Below are 13,117 nucleotides of genomic sequence, written 5' to 3'. Positions count from 1 at the left end.
GCGTCCTCGTCTCGTCTTCGGCGACCCACCGGGGGGCGGGTCGGCGTGCAGTCTACGGAACCGCGGGCGAGATGCGAGCGACGGCTCGATCCGCGTCCGGGGCCCACTCCGCGAGGTCCCAGCCGTGGCTGAAGCAGAGGGCGGCCACAGCGCTCCGCGAGACCCCGGCCGGCAGCCGGACCCGGTGAGGGCCCGCCCCGTCGGCCCCCTCGGGGGTCACCTCGACGCCGGGGTCGAGGCGGCGCAGCACGCCCGTCAGCTCGGCCACGTCGGCGGGCGCACCGAAGACGGTCCGGTCCTCGGGGTCGCCGAGCAGGGCCGCCACCACCGCCTCGCGCGTCCCGAGGCCGAACATGTCGCCGCGCACCGGCCGCTGCAGGGCCCGGGCGCCGGGGCCGTCGACCCCGGCCGGCAGGACCAGGTCGGGCCGCCCGCGGACCAGGGCCACCGGCCGGCCGCCCAGCTTGCCCTGGGCCAGCTCGACCGCGCCGGCCAGCTCGTCGGCCACGGCGGGGGCGGTGACCGCGAGCTCGTGCCCGTGGGCGTCGACCCGCCCCACGTGGCTCTCGAGGGGCTCGAGGCCGGCGACGCCGATCGCGATGTCGGTCTGCCCCTCGCGCCACGCCCGGCCCGCGGTGTCGGTGACCAGCACGGCCACGTTGACGCCCAGTGCCTCGTGCAGGCGCCGGCGCAACCGCGCCGCGGACGCGTCCGGGTCCACCGGGAGGAGGGCGATGCTGCCCGCGGGCACGTTGGAGCGGTCGATGCCGGCCGCGGCCATCACCAGACCGAGCCGGCTGCGCACGATCCGGGTCGCCCCGCGGCTGGCCACCGTCCGGACCGTCTCGGCCTCCAGCGCCGCCGCGTGCTCGGCGGCGTCGACCAGCCGGCCCTCGGCCTTGCTCACGATCTTGCTGGTCACCACCACCACGTCGCCGTCGCGCACCGGGGAGTCCAGACCGGCCAGCAGGCGGACCAGCAGGGCGGCCAGGTCCGTGCCGGGCGCGATCTCGCCGACCCCGTCGGGCGCGACCACCTCGAGGCGTCCGGAGGCCGCCATCAGCCCACCAGGTCGACCGCGGCGGCGACCATCGCGGCCGTCGCCTCGGGCGAGGTCATCATCAGCGGCACCGCCCGGGTGGGCAGGCCGGCCTGCTGGGTGGTCGCGACCTGGTCGGCGTCCCGCTCGTCGACCAGCCACCCGTCCAGCACGCCCCCCGCGCTGCGGGCGCCGTAGTGCAGGCCCACCGCACCCGCGCTGACCTCGACCCCCACCGACCGGAGCAGCTGCTCGGCCATCCCGCGCACGTGGCTGCCCGCCACGACGGGGGAGAGCCCCACCACGGGGGCGGTCGCGGCGGCCAGCGCCTCGCGGACCCCCGGGACCCCGAGGATGGTGCCCAGGGAGACCACCGGGTTCGACGGGGGCAGCAGCACCAGGTCGGCCTCGGCGATCGCCTCCAGCACCCCCGGCGCGGGGGTGGCGGCGTCGAGCCCCACGAAGAGCAGCGCCTCGGCCGGCACCTCGGCGCGCAGGCGCACCCAGTACTCCTGGAAGTGGACGACCCGACGCCCGCTGGGCGCCTGTGGGTCGGCGATCGCCACGTGGGTCTCGACCCGGTCGTCGGTCATCGGCAGCAGCCGGACGCCGGGCTGCCACCGCCGGCACAGCGCCTCGGTCACGGCGGAGAGCGGGTAGCCGGCCTCCAGCATCTGGGTGCGCACCAGGTGGGTGGCGACGTCCCGGTCGCCGAGCCCGAACCAGGTCGGCTCCACGCCGTAGGCGGCGAGCTCCTCCTTGACGCTCCAGGTCTCGTCCCTGCGGCCCCAGCCCCGCTCCGCGTCGATGCCGTCGCCGAGGGTGTACATCACGGTGTCGAGGTCGGGGCAGACCTTGAGGCCGTGCAGCCACAGGTCGTCGGCGGTGTTGCCGACGACCGTCACGCTCGCCTCCGGCGACACTCCTGGGATGGTCCCGGCCGCGAGGCCGTGCTTGAGGCCCTGGAGGAAGCGGGCTCCGCCCATACCACCGGAGAGCACCGTGATGTTGCGCATGGACACATCTTCGCCCGTAAGGTTCGCAGCCCGGACAGGTGGTCTGGTCAGGCCCCCCGGATCGACCCGATATAACACGGCCGGGCTTGACTTCCGCGGTACGACAGGCATGTAATTCCCACAGTGTTATTCATTCAGGTTCACGACGTGAGATCTCGGGCACACTGCCCGGGGACGCGGAAAGCAACACGGGTCCGGCAGGGCCTGCAGGGTCGAGAGGCGAGGGCGTATGCGAGAACTGTTTCTCCTTGATTCCGACGCCGAGGAGATGGGCTGGCAGGATCGCGCGCTCTGCGCGCAGACCGACCCGGAGGCGTTCTTCCCCGAGAAGGGGGGTTCCACCCGCGAGGCCAAGAAGGTCTGTCTGACCTGTGACGTCCGCAACGACTGTCTCGAGTACGCACTGATGAACGACGAGCGCTTCGGCATCTGGGGAGGGCTCTCCGAGCGCGAGCGGCGCAAGCTGAAGAAGCGGGCCGTCTGACCCTGGTCCGCCGCTCATCGGGCGGTGGTTAGGCTGCCCCGGTGATCGTCTCCGCCGTCCTCGTCAGCCATGACGGGGAGAGGTGGCTCCCGGGGGTGCTCCGCGGTGTGCGTCGCCAGCGCCGTCCCGTCGACCGGGGCATCGCGGTCGACACCGGCAGCAAGGACCAGTCCGCCCAGCTGGTCCGCGACGCCTTCTCCGAGACCGCGGTCGTCGCCGCGCCCGGCTCCACCTCCTACCCCGCCGCCGTCCGCCTCGCCCTCGAGCACCTCCCGCCGGTGGCGGAGGAGAACCACGACGAGTGGATCTGGCTGCTGCACGACGACTCGGCCCCCGACCCCGACGCTCTCGCCGCCCTGGTCGCGGCGGCCGAGGAGCACCCCGACGCCCAGGTCCTCGGGCCGAAGCTGCGCGAGTGGCCCTCGCTGCGCCGCCTGCTCGAGCTCGGCGTCACCATCTCCGGCACCGGCCGGCGCGAGACCGGCCTCGAGCGCGGCGAGTACGACCAGGGTCAGCACGACCAGGTGCGCGAGGTGCTCGCGGTCAACACCGCCGGCATGCTGGTGCGCCGTGAGGCGCTCGAGCGGCTCGGCGGTCTCGACGAGGCGCTGCCGATGTTCGGCAACGACATGGACTTCGGCTGGCGGGCGGCGCGCGCCGGCCTGCGCACCCTGGTGGTCCCGCAGGCGGTGGTCTTCCACGCCGAGGCCGCGCACCGCGGCATCCGCCGGACGCCGCTGACCGGGCGGCACACGCACTACCAGGAGCGGCGGGCGGCGCTGTTCACCCTGCTGGCCAACGTGGAGTCGCGGCGCCTGCCCTGGCAGGTCGTGCGGCTCCTCCTCGGCACCCTGCTGCGGGTCCTCGGGTTCCTGCTGGTCCGCTCGGTGGGCGAGGCCCTCGACGAGCTGGCCGCGCTGGTCAACGTCTACGGCCGCCCCGGCCAGATCCGCGACGCCCGCCGGCGGCGTGCGCGGGAGCACGGCGTGCGGCCGCGCGACGTACGCCGCCTGCTCGCCCCGTGGTGGGTGCCCTACCGGCACGGTCTGGACTTCCTCTCCGACCTCCTCGGGGCCCTGGTCGGGCAGGCCCAGGACGTCGCGGAGCGGCGCCGGGCCGCCCGCACCGACGACCCGGGTGCGGTGGCGTCGGGGCGGGACGCGTCCCGCCCCGCTGACCGGTCCGGCCAGCCGGGCCCGCCGGGCGAGGACGACGAGGAGCTCTTCGAGGACACCGGCCTGGTGGTCCGCTTCCTGACGAACCCCCGCGCGGTCTCGTTGACCCTCTTCGTGGTGCTGGCACTGGTCGCGGCCCGTGCCGCCCTGGGGGAGATCCAGGGCGGTGCGCTCTCCCCGGTGCCCGCCTCGGTGGGGGACTGGTGGCGCCTCTACGTCGAGACCCGGCACCCCCTGGGCACCGGCACCGACGTCCCGGCGCCGGCCTACGTGGCCGTGTTCGCGCTGCTCGGCACCGTGCTGGGCGGCAGCGCGGGTGCCGTGGTCAGCGCCGTGATGCTTCTGGCCGTCCCCCTGTCGTTGTGGGGGGCCTGGCGCTTCCTGCGGGTGGTGGGCCGCCTGGTCGACCCCGCGGGGCTGCCGCAGTGGGTCCTGGCCTGGGGGGCGGCCACCTACGCCCTGGTGCCGGCCACCTCGGGGGCGTGGGGCGAGGGACGCTTCGGGACGGTCGTGCTGGCCGGGCTCCTGCCGTGGATCGCCCACGCCGCCCTCGGCTTCGCCGACCCCGAGCCCGACCGGCGCTGGCGCGCGGCCTGGCGGACCGGTCTGCTGCTGGCCCTGGCCGCCGCCTTCGTGCCCGGGGTCTGGCTCTTCGGGCTGCTCGCCGCGGGCATCGTGGTGGCCGCCGGCTTCGCGATCAGCCCCCGCCTGCTCCGCGACCGGTCCGCCTGGGGGCCGCCGGCGCTGGCCCTCGGCGTGGTGCCGGTGCTGCTGCTCCCGTGGCTGCTGCCGCTGCTGCTGACCGGCTCCGGCACGGGCCTGCTGCTGGAGGCCGGGCGGCTGCCGCTGGCCGAGGCGGGCTTCACCGACCTGCTGACCGGACGGCTGGGCGACCTCGGCGCGCCCTGGTGGCTGGGGGCGCCGATCGGCGTCTTCGCGGTGCTGGCCATCGCGCCGCGGCTGACCCGCGTCCCGGTCACCATCTGCTGGGTGATCGCGCTGGCGGCCGCCGTGGTGGTGGCCGTGCTGGGGTTCCTGACGCTGCGACTGCCCGCCACCTCGACGCCGCCGAGTCTCGGCTTCTTCGTGGTGGTGCTCCAAGGGGTGGCCGTGGTCGCCACGGTGCTGGGCGCCGAGGCGTGGACGCGCCGGCTCGTCTCCCGGCACCCCTGGTGGCAGCGGGCGCTGGCCGGCGCGGTCGCGGTGACCGCCGCCGCGGTCCCGCTCGGCGGCCTGGCCTGGTGGGTGGTGGACGCCGAGGACTCCTTCGGCGCCGACGTCGTCGAGTCGGTCCCGGCCTACATGGCCCAGAGCTCCCTGACCGGCGACGAGCACGGCGTGCTGGTGCTGCGCGGCTCGGTCGACACCGGCCTGAGCTACCGGGTGCGCCGCGGCGACGGAGTCACCGTCGGGGAGGACGAGGTGCTCAGCCTCGCCGACGAGGACGAGTCGATGACCCGCACGGTCACCGCGCTCGCCTCCAGCCCCGCACCCGCCGACGTCGCCGCCCTGGCCGCCCACGGCATCGAGTACGTCGTGCTCGCCGCGCCGGCCGACGGGCGGGTCGCCGCCGAGCTGGACGCGGTCTCCGGGCTGGTGCAGGCCAGCGCCGAGGACCGCCGCACCCGCGCCTGGCGGGTCGACCGCCCGCTGGACGCCTCCGCCGTGGAGAGCCGGGTCACCGCGGGGCGCGTGGTGCTGCTCGTCGTCCAGGCCGTGGCCGTCCTGGTCGCGCTCGTCCTCGCCGCCCCCACGCTCGCCGGAAGGAGGCAGCGCTCATGACGCAGGACCCCCACCAGCCCGCCTCACGCACCCCCGGCACCCGGCGCCGCGTCGCGGAGCCGCGCGAGCGGTCGATCAGCTCGACCACCCTGCTGGCGATGCTGGTCCCCGTGCTCACCGTCGGCGCCCTCGCCCTGGTCGACCCGGCCCCCACCGAGGACCCGGGCCGGGACCCGGCCTCCGCACCCCTCACCCGGGTCTCGGTCGTCTGTCCGCCCGCCCTGAGCGGCAGCGAGGAGGTCGCCGCCACGGTGGCCGGCACCGGCTCGGACGAGGCCGACCCGGCGGGCGAGGCGGCCCTGCGGGTGCGCGGTCGCGACGACGAGCTCGACCCCACGCCGGGCCGGGTGGTCACGCTGCGCGAGCGCGACCACGTGGTGCTGCAGGGCGAGGGCGGTGGCGCGCCCGGCCTGGTCGCCGTGCGCAGCGGCGCCGGCGCGGGAGTGGAGTGCCTGGCCCCCGCGGCCGAGCGGTGGTTCACCGGCGTGGGCGCGGGGGCCGAGAGCCGCTCCGAGCTCGTCCTGGTCAACCCCGACGGCGGCCCGGCCGTCGCCGACGTGACGGTGCTGGGGGAGGAGGGGCCGGTGGAGGTGCCGGCCCTGCGCGGCCTGACCGTGCGCGGGGGCAGGACGACCACCGTCGACCTCGCCGCCGTGGTGCCCCGTCGTGACGAGCTGGCCCTGCGGGTCCAGGTCTCCCGAGGCCGGCTGGCGGCGGCCGTGGTCGACCGCTTCGACGAGCTGGGCGGCGGCACCAGCACCGCCGACTGGCTGCCCGGCTCGGCCGCGCCCTCGACCACCGACTACCTCCTGGGCCTCGGCGGCGGCACCGGCTCCCGCCGGCTCGTGGTCGCCAACCCCGGACCGGACGAGGCGCTGGTGCGGGTCCGGCTCGTCACGCCGCGCAGCGAGTTCGCGCCGACCGGGCTCGAGGAGGTCGTCGTCCCTCCCGGGTCGACCACCGTCACCGACCTGGGTCGGCTGCTGGGCGCTCGCACGGCCCGCGGCGCGGTGGGCCTGCGGCTCGACAGCGACCACCCGGTGACCGCGGCGCTGCGCTCGGTCACCGGCGAGGACCTCTCCTACGCGGTGGGCGCCGAGCCGGTCCTGACCCGGGCCGCGGCGCCGCTGCCGGCCGGTCCGAAGCGGCTGGTGCTGGCCGGCGCCTCGCGGGTCACCGACGTGACGGTGCGGCTCAGCGACGCCCAGGGCCGGCCGGTGGGCACCGAGCAGGTGGCGCTGCAGCCGGGCCAGGCCGCCCGGGTCCCGCTCGAGGCCCGGGCCCGCTCGGTGGAGCTGCTGCTCGACGGCGTGCCGGTCCGCGCGGCGCTGGAGACCGGGCCGCCCGGCCTGGCCGTGCGGCCGCTGCACGAGCTGCCGGTGAGCCGCGAGATCCCGGCGGTCCGGCCCGGCCTCTACTAGCCGGGTCGCCCGGGCGGGTGCCGGCCGGCCTCGGAGGCGGACCTAGCCGCGGGGGTCCACCTCGTCGGGGGAGCGGCCCAGCAGCTCGGCGACCTGCTCCACCACCACGGTGAGCACCAGGGCGCGCAGCTCCTCGCGGCCCTCGCACCGGTGCTCGATGGGCCGCCGGAACAGGACGAGCCGGGCGGGTTCGGTGCCGGTGCCCCGGACCAGGGAGGAGAGGGGCACGGTGTCGTCCCAGTCGTCGGGCACCAGCGGGGTGTCCTCCACGGCGTACTCGACCAGGCCCAGCTCGTCGTGCCACCGGTCCTCCACGGCCCGGACCACGTCGAGCACCAGCTCGTCGAAGCGGTGCCGGGGGGTGCGGCGCGCCGGTTCCGACGGCGAGCTCCGCAGCACGCCGGGCCCGCGGGGCCCGCGACCGCGGCGGTCCCGGGTGCGGCGCCGCGTGGTCAGCTCCCCGGGGGACGGTGACGGCACGACCGGGTCCATCCCGCGAGCCTAGACCGTGCGGCTGGGCGCGGCCGGTAACGTGCGACCCGTGAGTCATACCCGTCGTTGTTCGCGCACGGCGTGCGGTCGTGCCGCCACGGCGACCCTGACCTACGTCTACGCCGACCAGACCGCGGTGCTGGGGCCCCTGGCGATCTATGCCGAGCCGCACGCCTACGACCTCTGCGACCAGCACAGCGAGCGGCTCTCGGCGCCGCGTGGGTGGGAGGTGCTCCGGCTCGCCCCGGACCCGTCGGCCCAGGGGCCCTCGGGCGACGACCTGCTGGCACTGGCCGACGCGGTGCGCGAGGCCGCCCGCCCGCCGGAGCCGGCTCCGCAGGTGCACCCCGCCGACGACCCGGCCCGCGGCGTGCGACGCGGTCACCTGCGTGTCCTGACCACGGAGTGAGCGCCGCGCGCGAGCCGCTAGGCTGCGCCCCATGTCCTCCGACACCCTCGACCCCGCCAACCTGGACGCCATCTTCAAGGCCTACGACGTCCGGGGCACGGTCCCGGACCAGCTGGACGACGACCTCGCCCGGGCCACGGGTGCCGCCTTCGTCCTGGTGACCGAGGCCCCCACCGTGGTCGTGGGCCACGACATGCGGCCCAGCTCGCCGGGGATGGCCGAGGCCTTCGCCCAGGGCGCCGCCGGGGCCGGGGCCGACGTGGTGATGATCGGGCTCGCCTCCACCGACCAGCTCTACTTCGCCTCCGGCCACCTCGGGCACGCCGGCGTGATGTTCACCGCCAGCCACAACCCCGCCCAGTACAACGGCATGAAGATGTGCCGCGCCGGCGCGCAGCCGATCGGCATGGAGACCGGGCTCGCCGAGATCCGCGACCTGGTCGGGCTGCGGGCGACCACCGGCGCCCACCTGGTGCCCGACGACACCCCCACCGGCACCACCACCGAGCAGGACGTGCTCGGTGCCTACGCCGACCACCTGCTCTCCCTGGCGCCGGTGCGCGGACGCCGGCTCAAGGTCGTCGTCGACGCCGGCAACGGGATGGCGGGCCTGACCGCCCCCGAGGTCTTCGGCCGCATCGGCGCCGACCAGGTCGAGATGATCCCGATGTACTTCGAGCTCGACGGCACCTTCCCGAACCACGAGGCCAACCCCATCGAGCCGGAGAACCTGGCCGACCTGCAGCGCCGGGTGGTCGAGACCGGGGCCGACCTGGGCCTGGCCTTCGACGGCGACGCCGACCGTTGCTTCCTGGTCGACGAGCGCGGGCGGGCGGTGCCGCCGTCGACCCTGACCGCGCTGATCGCGGCCCGCGAGCTGGCCAAGCACCCGGGGGCCACGATCATCCACAACCTGATCACCTCCCGCGCGGTGCCGGAGCTGGTGACCGAGCTGGGCGGCAAGCCGGTGCGGACCCGGGTCGGTCACTCCTTCATCAAGGCCACGATGGCCGAGACCGACGCCGTCTTCGGAGGGGAGCACAGCGGGCACTTCTACTTCCGCGACTTCTGGCGCGCCGACTCCGGGATGCTCGCCGCCCTGCACGCGCTGGCCGCGCTGGCGGAGTCCTCCGGCACGCTCTCGGAGCTGCTCGCCGAGTACGAGCGCTATCCCGCCAGCGGCGAGATCAACTCCACCGTCGCCGACCAGGCCGCCGTCCTCGCGGCCCTGCGCGGGCAGTACGCCGCGGCGGCGGGCGTGGAGCTCGACGAGCTCGACGGCCTCACCGTCACCCACCGTGACTGGTGGTTCAACGTCCGCGCCTCCAACACCGAGCCGCTGCTCCGGCTCAACGCCGAGGGCAAGGACGATGCCACCATGACCGAGATCCGCGACACCGTCCTCGCCCTCATCAGGAGCTCATGATGAACATCGACCCCGCCCTCCTCGAGATCATCGCCTGCCCGGGCTGCCACAGCGCCCTGGGCGTCCAGGGCGACGAGCTGGTCTGCTCCGGGTGCGGCAACGCCTACCCGGTGCGCGACGACATCCCGGTGCTGCTGCTCGACGAGGCCCGCAAGCCCGCCTGACCGGAGGCCACGATGACCACCTGGTTCGACGAGTCCCGCCTCGACGACGCCCGGGTCCTGGAGGCCCACGACGGGCTGCTGCGCCCGCTGGCGGAGTCCGGTGCCCGGGTCCGCCGGGAGACGTCGGGCGCCGCCGACCTGCTCCCCGCCGCGGTGGCGCGGGCCCTGGAGGGCAGCCGGCCGCGCGCGGTGGTGGCCGCCGGGCCCGACTCGCGGCTGCTGCGCGCGGTGCTCGAGCCGTGGTGCCCCGTGCCGTTCGTGGCGTGGCCCGGTCCGGGGCTCCCCGGCTGGGTGGGCGGCCTGGACCTGGTGGTGGTGCTGGCGCCGGAGGGCTCCGACCAGGGCTCGGCCTCGGCGGTCAGCGAGGCCGCCCGGCGCGGCGCCCAGTGCGTGGTGGCCTGTCCTCCGGCGTCGATGGTCGCCGAGCACGCCACCGGCCGCTGGACCACCATCCTGCCGGTGACCACCCGCGACCAGCTCGCGGCCGCCGTGGTGACCCTGGAGTACCTCGACCGGACCCAGCTCGGACCCCGCGCCGACGCCGAGGAGGTGGCCGCGGCGCTGGACGCCGTGGCGACCGTCTGCTCGCCGCACCGGGACCTGGCCGTCAACCCGGCCAAGATGCTCGCCATCGCGCTCGCCGACACCTCGCCCGTGGTGTGGGGCGGGTCGGTGCTGGCCGCCCGGGCCGCCCGCCGGGTGGCGGAGTCGCTGCGTCGGGCCACCGGGGCCTCGGCGCTCGCCGGGGACGCCGAGCACCTGCTGCCCGTGCTCGAGGCGACCCGGCCGCGCGACGTCTTCGTCGACCCCTTCGCCGAGGAGGCCCCCGAGCGCCGCCCGCTGCTGCTGGTGCTCGACGACGGCACGCAGGGGGCCCACGCCCGCCAGGAGCGGACCCGCCTCCAGGCCGCGGCCAGCAGTCGTGGCGTCAGGATCGAGACGGTCAGCTGCGACGACACCGCGACCACCGAGGTCGCCCGCTACGCCTCCCTGGTGCTGCACGGCCGCTACGCCGCCGCCTACCTGGGCATGGGCCTCGTCGAGGAGTGAGCGCCGGACGGCACTGCCCGCCAGGGGAACTGGGTACTCTTCGCCGGTGCGCACATCTTCCCTCCCGGCCGCGCCGGTCCAGCTGATCCGTCGTCGCGTCCGCGTCTCGCGGAGGTCCGCATGAGCGGCGGCCTCTTCGCCCTGCTCGACGACGTCGCCGTCCTGGCGCGCCTGGCGGCGGCCTCGATCGACGACGTCGGCGCCGCGGCCGGCCGGGCCAGCGCCAAGGCGGCGGGCGTGGTGATCGACGACACCGCCGTGACCCCGCAGTACGTCCAGGGTCTGGCCGCGGAGCGGGAGCTGCCGATCATCAAGAAGATCGCGATCGGCTCGGTGCGCAACAAGCTCCTGCTGATCCTCCCGGTCATCCTGCTGCTGAGCGAGTTCCTGCCCTGGGTGCTCACACCGATCCTGATGCTCGGCGGGACCTACCTCTGCTTCGAGGGCGCGGAGAAGATCTGGGAGAAGATCTCCGGCCACGACGAGCACACCGAGGCGCTGGCCACCGAGATCGGCCCCGAGCAGGAGAAGCAGATGGTCTCCGGCGCCGTCCGCACCGACCTGATCCTCTCCGCCGAGATCATGGTGATCTCGCTCAACGAGGTCGCCGAGGAGTCGTTCTGGGCACGCGCGGCCATCCTGGTGGTGGTCGCGCTCGGCATCACCGCGCTCGTCTACGGCGTGGTCGCACTCATCGTCAAGATGGACGACGTGGGCCTGGCTCTGACCAGGCGGGCCTCCAGCCTGGCCCAACGGGTCGGCCACGGGCTGGTCCGGGGCATGCCGCGCCTGCTGACGGCCATCGGGATCGTCGGCACCGTGGCGATGCTCTGGGTCGGGGGACACATCCTCCTGGTCGGGGTGGACGACCTCGGCTGGCACGCGCCCTACGAGCTGGTCCACCACCTCGAGGAGGCGGTCGCGGGGGCCGTCGGGGTGCTGGAGGGCGCCGTGAGCTGGCTGGTCAACACCGCGGCGTCGGCCGTGATCGGCCTGGTCGTGGGGGCGTTGGTGGTGGCGGTCCTGCACGTGCTGCCCTTCGGGCACGCGAAGGCGAAGGCGGCGCACTGAGGGCGTCGACGAGGATTGCGTGATCCCCGACCGGGAGTCCTACGCTCGTTGGCACGTGCGGACCCACGCACGACGCGCAACGGAGGGGTAGCAATGGACTTCAAGGTCGCCGACCTGAGCCTGGCTGAGTACGGTCGCACAGAGATCCAGCTCGCCGAGCACGAGATGCCCGGGCTGATGGCGATGCGCGAGCGCTACGGGGACTCCAAGCCCCTGGCCGGCGCGCGGATCGCGGGCTCGCTCCACATGACGATCCAGACCGCGGTCCTGATCGAGACCCTCGTCGCCCTCGGCGCCGAGGTCCGCTGGGCGTCGTGCAACATCTTCTCGACCCAGGACCACGCGGCCGCCGCGATCGTCGTGGGCCCCGAGGGCACCGTCGAGCAGCCGGCCGGGGTGCCGGTCTTCGCCTGGAAGGGTGAGACGCTGGAGGAGTACTGGTGGTGCACCCAGCAGATCCTCGACTGGCCCGGTGACACGTTCGCCAACATGATCCTCGACGACGGCGGCGACGCCACCCTCCTGGTCCACCTCGGTGTCGAGGCGGAGAAGACCGGGGTGGCCCCGGACCCCGCCTCGGCCCAGTCCGGTGAGCAGCGGATCATCTTCGAGGTCCTCCAGGAGTCCCTGCGCCACAGCAAGGACCGCTGGACCCGCATCGCGGGCGAGATCAAGGGCGTGACGGAGGAGACCACCACCGGTGTGCTCCGCCTCTACGACATGATGAAGGACGGGTCGCTCCTCTTCCCCGCCATCAACGTCAACGACTCGGTGACCAAGTCGAAGTTCGACAACAAGTACGGCTGCCGCCACTCGCTCATCGACGGCATCAACCGGGCCACCGACGTCCTCATCGGGGGCAAGGTCGCCGTGGTCTGCGGCTACGGCGACGTGGGCAAGGGCTGCGCGGAGTCGCTGCGCGGCCAGGGCGCCCGGGTCATCGTGACCGAGATCGACCCCATCTGCGCGCTGCAGGCCGCGATGGACGGCTACCAGGTCGACACCCTGGACAACGTCCTGGACGTCGCCGACATCATCGTCACCGCGACGGGCAACAAGGACGTCGTCACCGTCGAGCAGATGCGCAAGATGAAGCACAACGCGATCCTGGGCAACATCGGCCACTTCGACAACGAGATCGACATGGCCGGCCTCGAGGCCGACGGCGTCGCGGTGCGCAAGAACGTCAAGCCGCAGGTCGACATCTGGACCTTCCCCGCGGGCAACTCGATCATCGTGCTCTCCGAGGGTCGCCTGCTCAACCTGGGCAACGCCACCGGTCACCCCTCGTTCGTGATGTCGAACTCCTTCACCAACCAGGTGCTGGGCCAGATCGAGATCTTCAGCAAGCCCGAGGAGTACCCGGTCGGCGTCTACGTGCTGCCCAAGCACCTCGACGAGGAGGTCGCCCGCCTGCACCTCGCCTCGCTGGGCGTCCGGCTCACCGAGCTGACCCCGTCCCAGGCCGACTACCTCGGCATCCCGGTCGAGGGCCCCTACAAGTCCGACGCGTACCGCTACTGAGCGGCCTCGTCACGCACCGCCGTGAGGGCGTCCCGTCCGGGGCGCCCTCGTCGGCGTCCCGGTC

12 protein-coding genes are annotated in these 13,117 nt (G+C 74.7%); 9 read left to right on the top strand and 3 right to left on the bottom strand.

Going from position 1 to position 13,117, the window contains the following annotated elements:
- Positions 1-52 precede the first annotated feature (52 nt).
- Positions 53-1,060, bottom strand: coding sequence for a coenzyme F420-0:L-glutamate ligase (gene cofE / locus AC4BG9_RS01005; RefSeq protein WP_490569218.1), 1,008 nt, complete (start codon positions 1,058-1,060; stop codon positions 53-55).
- Positions 1,060-2,055, bottom strand: a complete 996-nt coding sequence (gene cofD / locus AC4BG9_RS01000) for a 2-phospho-L-lactate transferase (RefSeq protein ID WP_490569217.1) — start codon at positions 2,053-2,055, stop codon at positions 1,060-1,062. Before cofD ends, cofE begins: the two co-directional genes overlap by 1 nt.
- 229 nt (positions 2,056-2,284) lie before the next feature.
- Between cofD and AC4BG9_RS00995 the strand changes: the two genes are divergently transcribed.
- The 3 genes from AC4BG9_RS00995 to AC4BG9_RS00985 are packed head-to-tail and all read left to right on the top strand — an operon-like array spanning position 2,285 to position 6,917.
- Entirely contained in the window at positions 2,285-2,539 is a 255-nt protein-coding gene (locus AC4BG9_RS00995; RefSeq protein WP_181312323.1) for a WhiB family transcriptional regulator, read from the top strand.
- Between the two features lie 41 nt (positions 2,540-2,580).
- On the top strand, positions 2,581-5,496 hold the full coding sequence (locus AC4BG9_RS00990; protein ID WP_490569216.1) for a glycosyltransferase family 2 protein: 2,916 nt from the start codon (positions 2,581-2,583) through the stop codon (positions 5,494-5,496).
- Entirely contained in the window at positions 5,493-6,917 is a 1,425-nt protein-coding gene (locus AC4BG9_RS00985) for a DUF5719 family protein (protein WP_490569215.1), read from the top strand. Before AC4BG9_RS00990 ends, AC4BG9_RS00985 begins: the two co-directional genes overlap by 4 nt.
- Positions 6,918-6,959: 42 nt before the next feature.
- Here AC4BG9_RS00985 and AC4BG9_RS00980 read toward each other — a convergent pair whose 3' ends face one another.
- Positions 6,960-7,409 (bottom strand): metallopeptidase family protein, encoded by a 450-nt coding sequence (locus AC4BG9_RS00980; RefSeq protein ID WP_490569214.1) that lies wholly within the window; start codon positions 7,407-7,409, stop codon positions 6,960-6,962.
- Positions 7,410-7,458: 49 nt separating this feature from the next.
- Here AC4BG9_RS00980 and AC4BG9_RS00975 point away from each other — a divergent pair, with 49 nt between their 5' ends.
- From AC4BG9_RS00975 to ahcY, 6 genes are all read left to right on the top strand, one after another.
- Positions 7,459-7,818, top strand: a complete 360-nt coding sequence (locus AC4BG9_RS00975) for a DUF3499 domain-containing protein (RefSeq protein WP_490569213.1) — start codon at positions 7,459-7,461, stop codon at positions 7,816-7,818.
- A 31-nt stretch (positions 7,819-7,849) separates the two neighbouring features.
- Positions 7,850-9,244, top strand: coding sequence for a phosphomannomutase/phosphoglucomutase (locus AC4BG9_RS00970; protein WP_490569212.1), 1,395 nt, complete (start codon positions 7,850-7,852; stop codon positions 9,242-9,244).
- Positions 9,244-9,408: a Trm112 family protein gene (locus tag AC4BG9_RS00965; RefSeq protein WP_490569211.1), complete on the top strand. Its 165-nt coding sequence runs from the start codon at positions 9,244-9,246 to the stop codon at positions 9,406-9,408. The genes AC4BG9_RS00970 and AC4BG9_RS00965 overlap by 1 nt, the downstream gene beginning before the upstream one ends.
- A gap of 12 nt (positions 9,409-9,420) precedes the next feature.
- Entirely contained in the window at positions 9,421-10,458 is a 1,038-nt protein-coding gene (locus AC4BG9_RS00960; RefSeq protein ID WP_490569210.1) for an SIS domain-containing protein, read from the top strand.
- Between the two features lie 120 nt (positions 10,459-10,578).
- A complete protein-coding gene (locus AC4BG9_RS00955; RefSeq protein ID WP_490569209.1) occupies positions 10,579-11,529 on the top strand; it encodes a DUF808 domain-containing protein in 951 nt (316 codons plus the stop codon).
- A 93-nt stretch (positions 11,530-11,622) separates the two neighbouring features.
- The gene (gene ahcY, locus AC4BG9_RS00950; RefSeq protein ID WP_490569208.1) at positions 11,623-13,053 is read left to right on the top strand and encodes an adenosylhomocysteinase; all 1,431 of its coding nucleotides are present in this window, start codon (positions 11,623-11,625) and stop codon (positions 13,051-13,053) included.
- Positions 13,054-13,117 lie beyond the last annotated feature (64 nt).

The organism is Nocardioides sp. Z40_12 (assembly GCF_058215795.1).
This window is presented reverse-complemented; position numbering and strand designations above follow the sequence as displayed.